This window comes from Bifidobacterium samirii, from assembly GCF_003952945.1.
Taxonomy (GTDB): domain Bacteria; phylum Actinomycetota; class Actinomycetes; order Actinomycetales; family Bifidobacteriaceae; genus Bifidobacterium; species Bifidobacterium samirii.
The window spans coordinates 25,696-42,352 of record NZ_QXGK01000007.1; the positions used below are offsets into that span (position 1 = coordinate 25,696).

General features: G+C 68.9%; 15 protein-coding genes. 7 read left to right on the plus strand and 8 right to left on the minus strand.

Features of this window, described 5'->3' with window-relative positions; translation table 11 throughout:
* Nucleotides 1-43: 43 nt before the first annotated feature.
* From uvrB to D2E24_RS04685, 4 genes are all read right to left on the minus strand, one after another.
* On the minus strand, nt 44-2,152 hold the full coding sequence (uvrB, locus tag D2E24_RS04670) for an excinuclease ABC subunit UvrB (protein WP_125968163.1): 2,109 nt from the start codon (nt 2,150-2,152) through the stop codon (nt 44-46).
* A gap of 55 nt (nt 2,153-2,207) precedes the next feature.
* The gene (gene coaE / locus D2E24_RS04675) at nt 2,208-2,825 is read right to left on the minus strand and encodes a dephospho-CoA kinase (protein ID WP_125968164.1); all 618 of its coding nucleotides are present in this window, start codon (nt 2,823-2,825) and stop codon (nt 2,208-2,210) included.
* Nucleotides 2,826-2,971: 146 nt separating this feature from the next.
* Nucleotides 2,972-4,444, minus strand: coding sequence for a 30S ribosomal protein S1 (rpsA, locus tag D2E24_RS04680; RefSeq protein ID WP_125968165.1), 1,473 nt, complete (start codon nt 4,442-4,444; stop codon nt 2,972-2,974).
* A gap of 149 nt (nt 4,445-4,593) precedes the next feature.
* The gene (locus tag D2E24_RS04685; RefSeq protein ID WP_125968166.1) at nt 4,594-5,472 is read right to left on the minus strand and encodes a bifunctional methylenetetrahydrofolate dehydrogenase/methenyltetrahydrofolate cyclohydrolase; all 879 of its coding nucleotides are present in this window, start codon (nt 5,470-5,472) and stop codon (nt 4,594-4,596) included.
* Between the two features lie 146 nt (nt 5,473-5,618).
* On the opposite strand from D2E24_RS04685, the gene D2E24_RS04690 reads away from it, so the two are divergent.
* The 3 genes from D2E24_RS04690 (at nt 5,619) to D2E24_RS04700 (ending at nt 8,878) form a co-directional block, all read left to right on the plus strand.
* Nucleotides 5,619-7,010 (plus strand): metal ABC transporter solute-binding protein, Zn/Mn family, encoded by a 1,392-nt coding sequence (locus D2E24_RS04690; protein WP_164521011.1) that lies wholly within the window; start codon nt 5,619-5,621, stop codon nt 7,008-7,010.
* A 144-nt stretch (nt 7,011-7,154) separates the two neighbouring features.
* Nucleotides 7,155-8,054, plus strand: coding sequence for a metal ABC transporter ATP-binding protein (locus D2E24_RS04695; RefSeq protein WP_125968168.1), 900 nt, complete (start codon nt 7,155-7,157; stop codon nt 8,052-8,054).
* Complete coding sequence (locus D2E24_RS04700) at nt 8,051-8,878, plus strand: metal ABC transporter permease (RefSeq protein ID WP_125968169.1); 828 nt, start codon at nt 8,051-8,053, stop codon at nt 8,876-8,878. Before D2E24_RS04695 ends, D2E24_RS04700 begins: the two co-directional genes overlap by 4 nt.
* A gap of 53 nt (nt 8,879-8,931) precedes the next feature.
* Here D2E24_RS04700 and ispF read toward each other — a convergent pair whose 3' ends face one another.
* Nucleotides 8,932-9,405 carry a 2-C-methyl-D-erythritol 2,4-cyclodiphosphate synthase gene (ispF, locus tag D2E24_RS04705; RefSeq protein ID WP_125968221.1) on the minus strand — a complete coding sequence of 158 codons (474 nt, stop codon included), beginning with the start codon at nt 9,403-9,405 and terminating at the stop codon, nt 8,932-8,934.
* A 111-nt stretch (nt 9,406-9,516) separates the two neighbouring features.
* Nucleotides 9,517-10,113: a CarD family transcriptional regulator gene (locus D2E24_RS04710; RefSeq protein WP_125968170.1), complete on the minus strand. Its 597-nt coding sequence runs from the start codon at nt 10,111-10,113 to the stop codon at nt 9,517-9,519.
* 138 nt (nt 10,114-10,251) lie between these two features.
* Between D2E24_RS04710 and glgB the strand changes: the two genes are divergently transcribed.
* Genes glgB through D2E24_RS04725 form a run of 3 tightly spaced genes read left to right on the plus strand, consistent with a single transcriptional unit; the run spans nt 10,252 to nt 14,345 of the window.
* Nucleotides 10,252-12,507: a 1,4-alpha-glucan branching protein GlgB gene (gene glgB, locus D2E24_RS04715; RefSeq protein WP_125968171.1), complete on the plus strand. Its 2,256-nt coding sequence runs from the start codon at nt 10,252-10,254 to the stop codon at nt 12,505-12,507.
* Nucleotides 12,508-12,522: 15 nt separating this feature from the next.
* Nucleotides 12,523-13,248: a response regulator transcription factor gene (locus D2E24_RS04720; protein WP_125968172.1), complete on the plus strand. Its 726-nt coding sequence runs from the start codon at nt 12,523-12,525 to the stop codon at nt 13,246-13,248.
* Between the two features lie 23 nt (nt 13,249-13,271).
* Nucleotides 13,272-14,345: a sensor histidine kinase gene (locus D2E24_RS04725; RefSeq protein WP_125968173.1), complete on the plus strand. Its 1,074-nt coding sequence runs from the start codon at nt 13,272-13,274 to the stop codon at nt 14,343-14,345.
* A gap of 74 nt (nt 14,346-14,419) precedes the next feature.
* On the opposite strand, the gene D2E24_RS04730 is transcribed toward D2E24_RS04725, so the two are convergent.
* On the minus strand, nt 14,420-15,136 hold the full coding sequence (locus D2E24_RS04730; protein ID WP_241222859.1) for a ComF family protein: 717 nt from the start codon (nt 15,134-15,136) through the stop codon (nt 14,420-14,422).
* 98 nt (nt 15,137-15,234) lie between these two features.
* The gene (locus D2E24_RS04735; protein WP_125968174.1) at nt 15,235-16,035 is read right to left on the minus strand and encodes an HAD-IIB family hydrolase; all 801 of its coding nucleotides are present in this window, start codon (nt 16,033-16,035) and stop codon (nt 15,235-15,237) included.
* Nucleotides 16,036-16,167: 132 nt separating this feature from the next.
* On the opposite strand from D2E24_RS04735, the gene D2E24_RS04740 reads away from it, so the two are divergent.
* A complete protein-coding gene (locus tag D2E24_RS04740) occupies nt 16,168-16,596 on the plus strand; it encodes a metallopeptidase family protein (RefSeq protein WP_125968175.1) in 429 nt (142 codons plus the stop codon).
* Nucleotides 16,597-16,657: the final 61 nt, after the last annotated feature.

Below are 16,657 nucleotides of genomic sequence, written 5' to 3' on the forward strand. Positions count from 1 at the left end.
GCCGCCCTGCCGGGCCGCCGGACCGGCCCGCCGCCCGCATGCCCTAGCGGCCGGCCTCCGTCATCTGCCGCAGCTCCTTCTTCAGGTCGCGGATCTCGTCGCGCAGGCGCGCGGCGAGCTCGAACTGGAGTTCCTCGGCGGCGGCGTGCATCTGCTCGCTCAGCTGCCGGATCAGGTCGGCCAGGTCCTTGGCGGCCATGCCGTCCGTCGCCGGGCCGCCCTTGCCGGCGGCTCGGGACTTCGCCCCGCTGCGCGCCGCTCCCCCGCCGACGCCGGCGCGCGCCTCGTCGCGGTAGCCGCCGGCCAGCAGCGTGGCGGTGTCGACGTCCTCCTTGGCGAGCATGTCGTTGACATCGCTGATCTTCTTGACCAGCGGCTTGGGGTCGATGCCGTGCTCCTTGTTGTAGGCGATCTGGCGGGCGCGTCGGCGGTCGGTCTCGCCGATGGCCTTGTCCATCGCGTCGGTGACCTCGTCGGCGTACATGATGACGGTGCCCGACACGTTGCGTGCGGCACGGCCGATGGTCTGGATCAGCGAGCGGTAGGAGCGCAGGAAGCCCTCCTTGTCGGCGTCGAGGATCGCCACGAGCGACACCTCGGGCAGGTCGAGGCCCTCGCGCAGCAGGTTGATGCCGACGATCACGTCGATGACGCCCTCGCGCAGCTCGCGCAGCAGTTCGACGCGCCGCAGCGTGTCGACGTCCGAATGCAGGTATTCGACCTTGACGCCCTGGTCGATGAGGTAGGCGGTCAGGTCCTCGGCCATCTTCTTGGTCAGGGTCGTCACCAGCGTGCGCTCGTCGCGCGCCACGCGGTCGCGGATCTCGGCGAGCAGGTCGTCGACCTGGCCGTCGACCGGCCGCACCTCGATCTTCGGGTCGACCAGTCCGGTGGGTCGGATGATCTGTTCGACCACGCCGTCGGACAGGCCCAGCTCGTAGTCGCCGGGCGTGGCCGACAGGTAGACGGTCTGGCCGACGCGTTCGAGGAACTCGGGCCATGTGAGCGGACGGTTGTCCATCGCCGAGGGCAGGCGGAAGCCGAAGTCGACCAGCGTGCGCTTGCGCGACGCGTCGCCCTCGTACATGGCGCCGATCTGCGGGACCGTCACGTGCGATTCGTCGATGACGAGGAGGAAGTCGTCGGGGAAGAAGTCGAGCAGGGTGTGCGGCGGCGTGCCCTGCGCGCGCCCGTCGAAGTGCCGCGAGTAGTTCTCCACGCCCGAGCATGAGCCGACCTGTTCGAGCATCTCCAGATCGTATTCGGTGCGCATGGTCAGCCGCTGCGCCTCGAGCTCCTTGCCCTGCTTGCGCAGCGCCTTCACGCGCTCGTCGAGCTCCTCGCGGATCGACGTGAGCGCGCGCTCCATGCGTTCGGGGCCGGCCACGTAGTGGGAGGCCGGGAAGATGTGAATCTCGCTCTCGTGGCCGATCACGTCGCCGGTGAGCGGGTGGAGCGTGCTGATGCGGTCGATCTCGTCGCCGAAGAACTCGATGCGCACCGCCAGCTCCTCGTATACGGGGATGATCTCGACGGTGTCGCCGCGCACGCGGAACGTGCCGCGGGTGAACGCGATGTCGTTGCGCTTGTACTGCATGGCGACGAACGTGCGCAGCAGGTCGTCACGTTCGATCTGCTGGCCCTCGCGCAGGAACACCATGCGCCCGGCGTACTCCTCGGGCGTGCCCAGGCCGTAGATGCACGAGACGGTGGCGACAACCACGCAGTCGCGGCGGGTGAGCAGGTTCGCAGTGGCGGCGTGGCGCAGGCGCTCCACGTCGTCGTTGATGTTCGAATCCTTCTCGATGTACGTGTCGGTCTGCGGGATGTACGCCTCGGGCTGGTAGTAGTCGTAGTACGACACGAAGTAGCTGACGGCGTTGTCGGGCATGAGCTCGCGGAATTCGGCGCACAGCTGGGCGGCGAGCGTCTTGTTGGGCTCGATGATGAGCGTGGGCCGCTGCAGCCGTTCGATGAGCCACGCGGTCGTGGCGGTCTTGCCGGTGCCGGTGGCGCCCATGAGCACGACGTCGCTTTCGCCGTTCTCGATGCGCGCCGCCAGCTCCTCGATGGCGGCCGGCTGGTCGCCCGACGGCCGGTAGGGCGACTTGACGACGAACGGCCTCTCCTTGCGTTCGATCTCGAATCCCATCGTCAGCTCCTTGCCTCGCGTCCGCCGCGCAGGGCGGCGACTTCCGGGCGGCCCGTCAGCGCTCCGCGGCCTCGGCCTCCCATTGACGGTACATCCTATCAACCGCTTCGAACATGCGTTCGAGCGGCTGGGTCGAGTCGACGACCGCGTCGGCGATCGACTCGCGTTCGGCGCGCGTCGACTGGTGGCGGATGCGGTCGGCCGCCTGCCCGCGGGTCATGCCCCGCGTGGCGGTCATGCGCGCGATGCGCACGTCCTCGGGCGCCTCGACGGTGACGACGTGGTCGAAGCGGAACGGCATCGCGTCGATCACCTCGGCCAGCAGCGGCACGTCGTGCACGACGACGGCCGCATCCGGGTGCGCGGATTCGACGTCCGCGGCCGCCCGGTAGATGAGCGGATGCTCGATCGCGTCCAGCCGCTCGCGCGCCCCCGGCTCCGCGTGGGCGCCGAAGACGTGCCCGGCCATCCACGCACGGTCGAGCGTGCCGTCCGCCGTCAATGCGTCCGGCCCGAACGCCGCCACGATCGCCGGCAGCGCCGCTCCCCCGGGCGCGACGACGGCGTGCGCCAGCGCGTCGTAGTCGACGATGGCCGCGCCCAGCTCCCGCAGCCGCGCCGACACGGTGCTCTTGCCCGCGGCGATGCCGCCGGTCAGTCCGATCCTGATCATCGTCGTCTCCGTCTCCTTCGGATGGATTCGCGTGGCCCATGTGGGTCCATATGCAAAAGGCGGGGCCCGTCCGATCTCTCGGACGGGCCCCGCCACGGTCAGGCCGCTAACGGCGTAACCGAATCACTTCTTCTCAAGCGAGGGAATCACTTGCCGAGCAGCTGGTCGCGCAGGGCGGCGAGCTGATCGGAGTCGGCGAGGGTGCCGGTGGAAGTGGACTCGGAGGAGTAGTTGGACACCTCTTCGACCTTCTCTTCCTTCGGAGCCTGGCCATCCTCGGCGGCGGAAGCGGCGGCGTTCTCGAGCTCCTTGGCCACGAACTCCTTGTGCTGCTCCCACAGGTCGTGGGCGGCCGCGTACTGGTTCTCCCACTCCTCGCGCTGCTTCTCGAAACCGGCGATCCACTCGTTGGTGTTCGGGTCGAAGCCTTCCGGATACTTGTAGTTGCCTTCCTCGTCATACTCGGCCGGCATGCCGTACAGCGCCGGATCGAAGTCCTCGGAGGCCGGGTCGACGGAGTCGTTGGCCTGCTTGAGGGACAGGGAGATGCGGCGACGATCCAGATCGACGTCGATGACCTTGACGAAGACCTCCTCGCCCGGCTTGACGACGGTCTCCGGGTTCTCCACGTGGCGGTTGGCCAGCTCGGAGATGTGCACCAGGCCCTCGATGCCGTCCTCGACGGAGATGAACACGCCGAACTGGACGATCTTGGTGACCTTGCCCTTGACGATCTGGCCGGGGACGTGGGTGCGGGCGAAGCGCTGCCACGGATCCTCCTGGGTGGCCTTGAGCGACAGGGAGATGCGCTCGCGGTCCAGATCGACGTCGAGCACCTCGACGGTGACCTTGTCGCCGACCTTGACGACCTCGGACGGGTGGTCGATGTGCTTCCAGGACAGCTCGGAGACGTGGATCAGGCCGTCAACGCCACCGAGATCGACGAAGGCGCCGAAGTTGACGATGGAGGAGACGACACCCTCGCGGATCTGGCCCTTCTTGAGCTGCGAGAGGAAGGTCTCGCGGACTTCGGACTGGGTCTCCTCGAGGTACTGGCGGCGGGACAGGACCACGTTGTTGCGGTTCTTGTCGAGCTCCAGGATCTTGGCCTTGATCTTCTGGCCGATGTACGGGGACAGATCGCGCACGCGACGCATCTCAACCAGCGAAGCCGGCAGGAAGCCACGCAGGCCGATGTCCACGATGAGGCCGCCCTTGACGGCTTCGATGACGGTGCCCTCGACGACGCCGTCGGCTTCCTTGATCTTCTCGATGTCGCCCCAGGCGCGCTCGTACTGGGCGCGCTTCTTGGACAGGATCAGACGGCCTTCCTTGTCCTCCTTGGTGACGACAAGGGCCTCGACGGTGTCGCCGACCTCGACGACATCGTCCGGATCGACGTCCTTCTTGATGGAAAGCTCGCGGGAGGGGATGACGCCCTCGGTCTTGTAGCCGATGTCGAGCAGGACCTCGTCGTGGTCGATCTTGACGACGGTACCCTCGACCAGATCACCATCATCGAAGTTCTTGATGGTGGAATCGACTGCCTTGATGAAGTCCTCTTCGGTGCCGATGTCGTTGATGGCGACCTTGGCGACTTCGGTATTGTAATCTGCCATTAAACTTGGTTTCTTACTTACTAGTTGGTTGGATGGAATCGTTCTTCAGTTATATCGTGCGCTGCCGCACGCGAATTCCCACGATACCGCCAGCCATACCCTAATATTTCGGGCGTGTCGCGGGCGCGTGCGGCGCGCGGACGCCTCGGTCAGGCGAGCGAGCGCTCGGCCATCTCGACCACGTTCTCCAGCAGCATCGCGCGGGTCATCGGGCCGACGCCGCCCGGGTTGGGCGAGTAGGCGGACGCCTTCGCATGGCAGGCGGGATCGACGTCGCCCTTGACACGCCAGCGGCCGGCCGCCTCGTCGTAGACGCGCGAGACGCCCACGTCGAGCAGCACGGCGCCGTCGCGGATCATGTCGGGGCGGACGAATCCGGCCGAGCCCATCGCGGCGACGATCACGTCGGCGCGGCGCATGTGGTCGGCCACGTCGCGCGTGCCGGTGTGGCACAGGGTCACGGTCGCGTTGACGGCGCGGGACGTGAGCATGAGGCCGATGGTGCGGCCGATGGTGATGCCGCGGCCCAGCACGCACACCTCCTTGCCGTCCAGCGAGATGCCGTACGCGTCGAGCAGCTCCAGCACGCCGCGCGGCGTGCACGGCAGCGGCGTGGCCGGCGATTCGCCCACGTGGAGCACGAGCTCGCCCAGGTTGGCCGGGTGCATGCCGTCGGCGTCCTTGGCCGGGTCGATGAGCGCGATGACGCGGTTGGCGTCGATGCCGGCCGGCAACGGCAGCTGCACGATGTATCCGGTGCAGGCCGGGTCCTCGTTCAGCTCCATGACCGCGCGTTCGATCTGCTCCTGCGTCGCGTCGGCGGGCAGGTCCCTGCGGATGGAGCGGATGCCGATCTCGGCGCAGTCGGCGTGCTTGCCGGCCACGTACTTCATCGAGCCGGGGTCCTCGCCCACGAGCAGCGTGCCCAGTCCGGGTTCGACGCCGCGCTCGCGCAGCCGCTCCACGCGGACGCGCAGGTCCGCCTTGATGGCGGCCGCGGTCGCCTTGCCGTCCAGTATCGTCGTCATATCGTCCCCTATCTGTCGTTGCGGCGTGCTCGCGCGGGGCTCTCCCCCGCACCGCGTTGCCTAACCGTCAGGCTATCGTGGGTTGAGGTCATCGCGGGGCCCGGAGCAGGGGCCGTGACCGCATGGCGAACAGTGAGGAGGGCGTGATGATGTTCCGCAGTTCCCGTCGCACCGGCGTGCTCGCCGGCATCGCCGCGGTCGCGCTGCTGGTGTCGGCCGGCGCATGCGGGTCCGGCACGCAGGCGGCCGAGGAGCCGCAGGATCCGCAGAAGGACGGTCCGATCGCCGTGGCGTCGTCGACCGTCATGTGGGGGTCGCTCGCCGCGCAGATCGGCGGCGACGACGTGTCCGTCACGACGCTCTCCCAGGACGCCAAGGCGACGAAGACCGGATCCGGCACCGCCGGCAAGTCATCCAAGGACAACGGCGACGCGGACGGGTTCGAGATCCTCGTGGCCAATGGCGCCGGCTACGATGCGTGGGCGGCGCGCACCGCTGGCGACGTCGACACGACGGTGTCGGCCGCGCAGACCGTGGGCGCGATGGAGGGCGACAACCCCTACCTGTGGCTCTCGAAGGACGCGCGCGCCGGCGTGGCGCAGGAGCTCGTCAACGCGTTCTCGAAGGCCCGCCCCTCGCTCAAGAAGACGTTCCGGGCCAACTACCGGCAGTGGCTCAAGACGGAGGACGCCCTCGAGGAGGCGATGGCCGGCTTCGCCAAGGACCACAAGGACGGCACGTACGCGGCGACCGGCGACGTCGCCTACTATCTGATGTCCGACATGGGACTGGCCGACGCGACACCGGAGGGCTACGCGCTCGCCATGTCCGACGACGCCCCCGTCGAGGCGGACGACTACCGCGCGTTCGATGAGCTGCTCGGCACGGCCGGCACGGATCTGCTGGTCACCGACCCGCAGTCCGCCGAAGCGGCCAAGGACATCACCATCGACGAGGCGACCGACGGTGACGATGCGGACGGCACGCAGTCATCCGACGCGAATGCCGACGGCGACGCCGACGCAGACGCCGGGGACGGGACAAAGAACGGAGACGACGCGGACACCTCCAAGAACGATGATGCGGATGCGGACGACGATGCGGCCGTCGTACCCGACGATCCGGCGGCGACGCTGGTCGCCGCCGCACGGCACGCCGACGTGCCGGTGCTCGCCGTCGCCGAGACGATGCCGGACGATGCGGGCACGCTCACCGACTGGATCGCCTCGATCGTCGATGAGGCGATCGAACTGACGCTCCCCTACTGCGACGACGACGCGACGGATGCGGGCACGGACGCGGATGGAACCGACGCCGGGGACGCGTCGGCGGATTCCGCCGGATCGTCCGACGGCGATGCCTCCGGCACGGCGAAGGAATCGGCCACGGACGGCACCGATGGCGCCGACGGCGTCACGGACGACGGGGACGACGAGGACGACGAGGACGCGGCCGTCCCGACCTGCCGACCCCGCCCGTCGTCATCGGACGATGCGAACGGCACGGATACCGCGAACAGCGGCAAATCGGCGCAGTAGCGACGTGAGCCGGCGGCGATGCCGCACCGTGCCGCCGTCGGAGGACGTCGGCACGGACATCAGGACATCCATCCTTAATGAGAATGATTGTCAACGTCATTTGGAATAATCCGTCGCGGAACACAACGGACGGGACGGACTCCAATGACGAATCTTGACGCGACGCAGGGCGGACCCTGCATCGTCTTCCGCGACGCGGCCGTGGCGCGCGGTGGACGCACGATCTGGCAGCATGGCGACTTCACGATCCCCCGCGGGTCGGTCACCGCGATCGTCGGCACCAACGGCACCGGCAAGACCACGATGATGAAGGCCGAACTCGGCCTGATCCCCCTCGCCCACGGCTCCATCGACGTGCTGGGCGAACCGGCCGGACGCGCCAACCGGCGCATCGGCTACGTGCCGCAGATCTACGCCTCCGACGTCGACTCCAGCCTCACCGCGCTCCAATCGGCGCTGCTGGGGCTGACCGGCACCCGCTTCGGCATCCACCCGGTCACGCGCGCGCAGAAGGCCAAGGCGATGCAGGCGCTCGAATTCGCCGGCATCGCCGACAAGGCTCGCCACCGACTGAGCGACCTGTCGGGCGGCCAGCGCCAGCGCGTCGCGATCGCGCAGGCGCTCGTGGCCGACCCCGAGCTGCTCATGCTCGACGAGCCGCTCGCCAACCTCGACCTGGCCAGCCAGCGCGCCGTCGTGCAGTTGCTGGCCCGGCTCAACCGCGATCTGGGCATGACCATCCAGGTCGTCGCCCACGACCTCAACATGCTGCTGCCGATCCTCACCGGAGCCGTCTACCTGCTCGACGGCCACCCCCACTACGCGGCCATGGACCGGGTGCTCGACTCCGACCTGCTCACCCACCTGTACGGCACGCGCGTGCAGGTCGTCACCACCCCGCAGGGCGACATGTTCGTCACACCCGGGCTGGGCGACGATGACGCCGCCGACGTGCACACGGCCGACGAGATCGCCGGCCTCCACCGCCACGATGCGGCAGACGACACGACCCATGGCACGACGCATGGAAGGACGCTCCGATGATCGACTTCGCCTACGACCCCGCCTGGCTCGCCACGCTCGCGACGCCGTTCATGACGAACGCGTTCCTCGCCGGCGCGTGCATCGCGTTCGCGGCCGGCGTGATGGGCTACTTCACTCTCGCCCGTCGCTCCACGTTCGCCGCGCACGCGCTCGCCCACATCGGACTGCCGGGCGCGACCGGCGCGGCCCTGCTCGGCATTCCCGTGTCGCTGGGACTGGGCGCGTTCGCGCTGGCCGGCGCGCTGGTGATCGGACTGCTCGGCAAGCGCGCCTCGCAGCGCGAGATCGCCACCGGCACGGTGCTCGCGTTCGCGACCGGCCTGGGCCTGTTCTTCGCGCGTCTGTCGAGTTCGGCCTCCCAGCAGATGCAGTCGATCCTGTTCGGGTCGATCCTGACGATCACGCCCGCGCAGATCGTCGGCTTCGCCGTGTTCGACGTGCTGCTGCTCGCCGTGCTGGCGGTCATCTACCGGCCGCTGCTGTTCAGCTCGGTCGACGAGCAGGTCGCCCAGGCCAAGGGCGTGCCGACGGGGCTGATGAACGTCGCGTTCATGGCGATCATGGCCGGCGTGATCACGATCGCCGTGCCGGCCGTGGGCACGCTGCTGATCTTCGCGCTGGTCGTCACGCCGGCGGCGACCGCGGACATGATCGCCCGTTCGCCGCTGGCCGCGATGGTCCTGTCAGGCCTGCTGTGCCTGGCGGCCATCTGGGGCGGTCTCGTCGTGGCGGCGATGTTCCCGGCCCCGCCGAGCTTCGTCATCGTGGCGCTGTCCACGCTGTTCTGGGCCGTCGCCCGGACCGTCACCGGCCGCAAGGGCTGAATCCTCCGCCCCGTCCCTCCGTCGGCCCAGCTGGGGACGTGGCCCCGGAGCCGTCAGTCGATCGGCTCGACCAGCGCCGTGGCGATGGCGGCGACGCCCTCGCCACGGCCGGTGAATCCCATGCCGTCGGTGGTCGTCGCGGTCAGCGACACCGGGCATCCGACGGCCGCCGACATGGCCCGCTGGGCTTCGGCCCTCCGAGGCCCCACCTTGGGACGGTTGCCGACGAGCGCCACGCTCGCGCTGACCGGCTCCCATCCGTGCGCGTGCAGGTGCGCGGCCGTACGCTCCAGCATCGCCGCCCCATGCGCGCCGGCTCCGGCGGAGTCCGCCCCCACGCCGAACAGGCCGCCGATGTCGCCCAGTCCCGCCGCGGACAGCAGCGCGTCGATGAGCGCGTGGGCGGCGACGTCGCCGTCCGAATCGCCCTCGATGCCGCGGCCGTCCCAGCGCAGGCACGCCATCCACAGCTCGCGGGACGGATCGTCGGAGAAATGATGGGCGTCGAAGCCCTGGCCGATGCTCATATGCGCGTTCATCACGCAGCTCCTTATCCTTCCGAATCCGGATATGACAAGGCGGCGCGCACCGCAGTCGGGGGCGCGCCGCCACGGCGTCCGCATGCGCGGACGCGACGATCACTTCTTGCGCGACTTCTTGCCCTCGGCCTCGACGCGCGCCAGCGTGTCGGCGGCGGCCTCCTCGGGGGCCTGGGTGTGGTGCTTCTCGTCGCCCGGCTGCGGCTCGGCGTAGCCGAGGTTGACGTCGAGCAGACGCTGCGTCTCCTCGTTGTCGAGCTTCTCGGACAGGGCGATCTCGGACGTGAGGATGCTGCGCGCCTTGGTGAGCATGCGCTTCTCGCCGGCCGACAGGCCGTGGTCGTCGACGTCGCGCTGGGCGAGGTCGCGCACCACCTCGGCGATCTTGTTGACGTCGCCGGTCGCGATCTTCTCGACGTTCAGCTTGTAGCGGCGCGACCAGTTCATCTCCTTCTCGATGATCGGGGTGCGCAGGATCTCGAAGACCTTCGCCACCTCGTCGCCGTCGACGATGTCGCGCACGCCGACCTTCCTGGCGTTGTCGACGGGGACGTTGATGACCAGTCCGTCGGAGGAGATCACGGACAGCTCCAGATACTCCCTCGTGACGCCCTTCACCGTCCGCTCGGTGATGGCCTCCACTCTCGCCGCGCCGTGACGCGGATAGACAACCATATCGCCGACCTTGTAAGCCATGAATCCTCCGTGTGAGCCTATAACAAACCCGAACGATTGTGGCACAGGGGGTGGACCTCGCGGACAAGTGACCGAAATTCGATACACGCGGCACGCCAATGCCGCCATCCGCGCCGAGGAGTTCTACACTATCTGGGTATGGCTACACATACGAACATCAACGACGATATCATTGCCGCCCCCGTCAATCAGGGTGACCTGGACGCGGTCAGCAACGCCAGCTTCTACAACCCCCACGGTGTGCTCGGAGGCCATCTCGGCTCCGGCGACCATGCCGGCGAGGCCACGATCCGCGTGCTCCGCCCGCTGGCCCGCACCGTGACCATCATCACCCAGGACGGCGAGACCGAGGCCCGCCACGAGTACAACGGCGTGTTCGTCGCCGTCGTGCCCGCCGCGAAGAACGAGCACGGCTTCTCCATCCCGGACTACCGCGTGCGCACCTCCTACGAGTCGGGCGCCACCGTCGTCGAGGACGACCCGTACCGCTACCTGCCCACCATCGGCGAGATGGACACCTACCTGTTCGGCGAGGGCCGCCACGAGCGTCTCTGGGAGGCGCTGGGCGCCCACGTCCTTCGCTTCGACGATCCGATGGGCGGCGCGGACGGCACCCCCGGCGAGCAGCTGGTCGGCACCGCGTTCTCCGTGTGGGCGCCCAACGCCCACGCCGTGCGCGTGGTCGGCGACTTCAACGCCTGGGACGGCCGCCGCCATGCGATGCGCGAACTGGGCTCCTCCGGCGTGTGGGAGATCTTCATCCCCGGCGTCGGCGCCGGCGAGGTCTACAAGTACGAGATCCTCAACGCCAACTACGAGTGGACGATGAAGGCCGACCCGATGGAGCGCTCGCACGAGATCCCGCCGGCCACCGGCTCGATCGTCGTCGAATCCGGCCACGAGTGGGGCGACGAGGCGTGGATGGAGCGCCGCCGCACCACCGACGCGCACAACGGCCCGGTCAGCATCTACGAGGTCAACGCCTCCAGCTGGCGCTCCGGCATCGCGAACTACCGTGAGCTGGCCGACGAGCTCGTCCCCTACGTCGAGAAGATGGGCTACACGCACGTCGAGTTCATGCCGCTGGCCGAGCACCCGTTCTCCGGATCGTGGGGCTATCAGGTCACCGGCTACTACGCGGTCGACTCGCGCCTCGGCTCCCCCGACGACTTCAAGTACCTCGTCGACCGCCTGCACGAGGCCGGCATCGGCGTGATCATGGACTGGGTGCCCGCCCACTTCCCCAAGGACGCGTTCGCGCTGGGCCGCTTCGACGGCACCCCGCTGTACGAGGACCCGGACCCGCTGCGCGGCGAGCATCCGGACTGGGGCACCTACATCTTCAACTTCGGCCGCCGCGAGGTGCGCAACTTCCTCGTCGCCAACGCCTGCTTCTGGCTCGACGAATACCACGTCGACGGCCTGCGCGTCGACGCCGTCTCCTCGATGCTCTACCTCGACTACAGCCGCGAGGCCGGCCAGTGGCGTCCGAACATCTACGGCGGGCGCGAGAACCTGGAGGCGATCGACTTCCTCAAGGAGGCGAACGCCACCGCGTACAAGAACAACCCGGGCATCATGATGATCGCCGAGGAGTCCACCGCCTATCCGGGCATCACCGCGCCCACCAGCACCGGCGGCCTGGGCTTCGGCCTCAAGTGGAACATGGGCTGGATGCACGACACGCTCCAGTACCTGCACGAGGAGCCGATCAACCGCAAGTGGCACCACGGCGAGATCACGTTCTCGATGGTCTACGCCTACTCGGAGCAGTACGTGCTGCCGATCAGCCACGACGAGGTCGTCTACGGCAAGGGCTCCGTGTTCGGCAAGATGCCGGGCGACAACTGGCAGAAGTACGCGGGCGTGCGCGCCCTGTTCGCCTACCAGTGGGCGCATCCGGGCAAGAACCTCTCGTTCATGGGCAACGAGGTCGCGCAGTGGGCCGAATGGGACCACGACGGCTCCATCGACTGGGAGTCGCTGCAGTGGGAGGACCACGCCGGCGTCCAGCGCTGCGTCGCCGACCTCAACGCGCTGTACAAGGCGTCGCCGGCGCTGTGGAGCCAGGACTTCGAACCGGCCGGCTTCCAGTGGCTCACCAGCGACGACGCCGACCACAACGTGCTGAGCTTCGTGCGCATCGGCAAGGACGGCGAGCAGATGGTCGTGGTCGTCAACTTCTCCGGCCAGGCGTGGCAGAACTACCAGATCGCCCTGCCGCAGGGCGGCCGCTGGCGCGAGGCGCTCACCACCGACGACGCGAAGTACGGCGGCTCCGACCTGCACAACGGCGAGTTCGAGGCGTCCGACGAGCCGTACCATTCGCGCGAATGGTCGGCCCGCATCACCGTGCCGGCGCTCGGTGCGGTATTCTTGGAGCCGATTGACTGAAAGGCGGTTCCCCCTATGCTGAACACTGCAACGCGTTCCACGACCCCGCGCACCGTGCTGGTGGTGGAGGACGAGCCCACGCTCGCCACCGCCGTCGCGCAGCGCATCACGGCCGAGGGATGGACGGCGCGCGTGGCCTCCGACGGGGCCAGCGCCGTTCAGGCGGCGAAGCAGCTCAAGCCCGATCTGGTGATCATGGACATCATGCTGCCGGTGATGGACGGTCTGGAGGCCACGAAGCGCATCGTGGCCGAACGGCCCGTCCCGGTGCTGATCCTGACCGCCCGCGACGACGAGACGGACAAGGTCATCGGTCTGGGCGCAGGCGCCGACGACTACATGACCAAGCCGTTCTCGATGCGCGAGCTGATCGCCCGGTGCAAGGCCCTGCTGCGACGCGTGGAACGCGCGAAGGTGATCGCCAAGAACTCCGAGAACGAGAAGATCCTCGACTTCGGCTCCCTGGTCATCGATCCGGGGCAGCGCATCGTCGTCTCGGACGGCGTCCAGGTGCATCTGACGCCCACCGAATTCGACCTGCTGGCCACCCTCGCCCGCAAGCCGCGTTCGGTGCTCACCCGCGAGAAGCTCCTCGAGGAGGTGTGGGACTGGGTCGACGCGTCCGGCACCCGCACCGTCGACTCGCACGTCAAGGCCCTGCGCCACAAGCTCGGTTCGGCGATGATCCGCACCGTGCACGGCGTCGGATACGCGTTCGAGCCTCCGGCGAACGCCGAATGAGCGAGACCGGAAGCCGCGCACGCATGCCCGGAACGCGTCGCAATCCGCGCCCGACGGGCGCCCGCCGCAAGGTGGTGCGCCCGATCGGGTTCTTCTCCTCGCTCAAGCTCGAACTGAGCGTCATCATCATCCTCGCCTCCGTCATCGTGTTCGCGATGGCGTGGATCCTGCTCAAGATCGGCTGGAGCGGCTGGGTCGCCATGCCGCTGACGCTCGTCGTCGCGCTGGGCGTCACCTACCTGTTCTCCCACGGACTGATCGCGCCGCTGCGCCAGATGCGCGACGCGGCCGACGCGATGGCCGACGGCGACTACAGCGTGCGCGTCCAATTGGGCACCGACAGCAACGACGAGATCGGCCAGCTGACGCGCGCGTTCAACGACATGGCCGAGGAGCTCCAGCACGCCGACCAGATGCGCCTCGACATGATCGCCAACGTGAGCCATGAGCTGCGCACCCCCGTGTCCGCGCTGCAGGCGCAGGTCGAGAACATGGCCGACGGCGTCACCGAGGCCTCCCCCGCCAACCTCGAGGGCCTGCTCACGCAGACCCACCGGCTCGGCGACCTCATCGCCTACCTGCTCGACCTGTCGCGCATGGAGGCGGGCGCGGCGAGCCTGAACGTCGAGGAGTTCGACTTCGCCGCATTCCTCGACGAGATCATCGAACCGCTGGAGATCGCCGACGCCGGCCACGCGCACGACATCCTGCTCGACGTGGCTGGCCCGCTGGTGATGGAGGGCGACCAGGACCGGCTGCGCCAGCTGTTCACCAACGTCATCGCCAACGCGCTCAAGCACTCCGCCGACGGCACGACCGTGCTCATCGAAGCCCATGAGGATACGGACGAGGGCCTCGTCGTCACCAACGTCGTCAACTTCGGCTCCCATATCCCCGACGCCGAACGCGCCGGCATCTTCCAGCGCTTCGTCAAGGGGCGTCCGGGACCCGGCACCGAGTCGGGCGGCACCGGGCTGGGACTGGCGATCGCCCGCTGGGCGGCCCAGCTGCACGGCGGCACCGTGCGCGTCGTCGACGACAGCCGCGGCGTCGATTTCGAGGTGCGGCTGCCCAAATACCATCTCGACGCCGACTGACCCGTCATGTCCGTCATGCCGTCACCGGATACGGCGTCCGCGACATCCTTCCGATGCCCTGGCCATCATCATGGTCAGGGCATCGTCGTATCCGCGGCAAACGCACCGTCCGCCGTATCCGCGTCGCCGCGTTCGGGCACCGACGCGAGCGTCAGCGCGCCGGACACGACGATGCCCGCGGCGTCGAGCGCGGCGACGCACTGGCGCAGCGTCGAACCGGTGGTGACGATGTCGTCCGTCAGGAACACCCGGCCTTCGAGACCGGTCGCCGCCGTGGCGACGCCGATGCGGCCGCGGATCCGCTCCCCACGCTGGGATGCGCCGGTCGTCTCGACCGACTTGCCGCCGACGGCGCCGTTGCGCAGCAGCGGCACGCACCGGGCGTCGTAGCCGCGCCGGCGCAGCTCGCGGGCCGTGCGGGACGTCAGGTCGCGCATGTGCGCCCGGCCGCGCCGTCGCATCGACGCCGTCGACGAGGGCGCCGGCACGAGCGTCAGCGGCGCGCCGCCGTCCGCCGCACCGCATCGGACGGCCAGGTCGGCCAGCAGGACGGCGAAGGGGCCGTCGCATTCCGCATCGTCGTGGTCCTTCCACGACAGGATCGCATGGCGCACCGGTCCGCGGTAGACGCCGCACGACGCCGACGCCGCGCCCTCGCGGCCGGCGAGCGGACGTTCGACCGTCATCGACATGAGCGCGCGGCATCGCGCGCACAGCACCTCGTCGGGACGGTCGCAGCCGGCGCAGCCGCGCGGCCAGAGCAGACCGGCGACGTCCCGCAGCAGAGTCACTGGCCCGCTCCCCCGCGTCCGGCCGAAGCCGTCTCGTTCCGATGGACGTTTCGGACGTACCGGGGACGACGGCCGTTGCGCAGACGCCGGACTCCCGTTCACAGCCGTTCCAGGATCGCGTCGACGAGCCGGAGCGTGTCGGACGGGTCGGTCACGATCAGCGCCACGGCGCCGGCCTGCGCTGCCGGATAGTCGTTGCCGCCCGGCGTCATGCGGTCGCCTATAAACACGAGGTCGTCGGGCGTGATGCCGAGCGTCAGGCACAGTTCGCGCACCGCGTACGACTTGTCCAAACCGGGCAGGGACACGTCGATGCTCGTATACCCGCCGGGGCGCACCTTGAGGTGCGGCACATCGGCGGCGACCGCCGCGGCGAGCCGTCGCTTCTTCGCGTCGTCGGGATCCCAGCGGGCCTTGTCGTCCGGCGTGGCGAGCTGGCCGAGCGCCGAGAACGTGAGCTGGCTGCCGCGGTCCTCGATGCGCTCCCCCGCCACCTGCTCCTCCCACATGCCCAGTTCGCGGGCACGGCGTTCGAGCGAGGCGATCGACGCGGCGCGGTCGTCGGCGCTCAGATCGTGCGAGTAGACCAGCTCCCATGCGCTCTCCGCGACGTCCCAGCGGTAGTAGCGGGTGCCGCTGGTGGGCATCAGATGCAGATGCGTCGGATCGATCCGGTCCTCCACCATGTCGAGGATCTGGCTTCTCACCAACGAGAACCGTCCCCCGGTGATGACGGCGACGTCCGTCAGGTGCGTGAGCGCGGCGAAGCGCTCCGCCATGGCCGGCGACATCGGCTGCTTGGACGAGGCGAGCGTGTTGTCCAGATCGAACGCGACGGCCTTCATGGCGGCGACGATGCCGTCGAGGTCGGTGTGCGCCCAGCGGCGTGGCTCTCGCATTGCGGGGACCGCCTTTCGTTGCGCGGGTGTTTCCAAGACAGTATCCTAGCGCACCGCGGCCGGCGGGCCACGGAGCGACGCCACGGGAGAACCGGCGCGCGCAGGCCGACGCCATGGCCTATCGTGGTACGCATGAGCGAAGCACCGTGGAACAGACCCGTATACCGCAACCGTCACGGACGTGGCACCCGCACGCCCATGTTCGGCACCCGACTGCCGCGCTACCGCACCCGAAGCGGCATGTTCGACGACATGGTGGCCGCGCAGATCCGCCGGCTCAACGGCGCATGGCCGCAGTTCGTGCAGTCGGTGCAGTTCGCCGTCGAGGACGTGCCGCCCTCGCAGCCGGCCCCGTGGGAGACGCATCCGAACCTCAACTCGCAGTGCTTTCCCGCCTCGCACGGCGTGCCGGCGCGCATCGTGCTCTACCGCATGCCGATCCAGGCCGTGGCGCGCAACCGCATGGACATGCAGCTGGTGATCCGCGACGAGGTCGTGGCGCGGCTGGCCGACCTGTTCGGCCGCCGCCCCGAGGAGATCGACCCCGACTGGGGGCTGTGAGCCGCAACGTCCGCCGCATGCGGATATGAAGGGGCCGCGGCGAATCGTCCGAACCGATTCG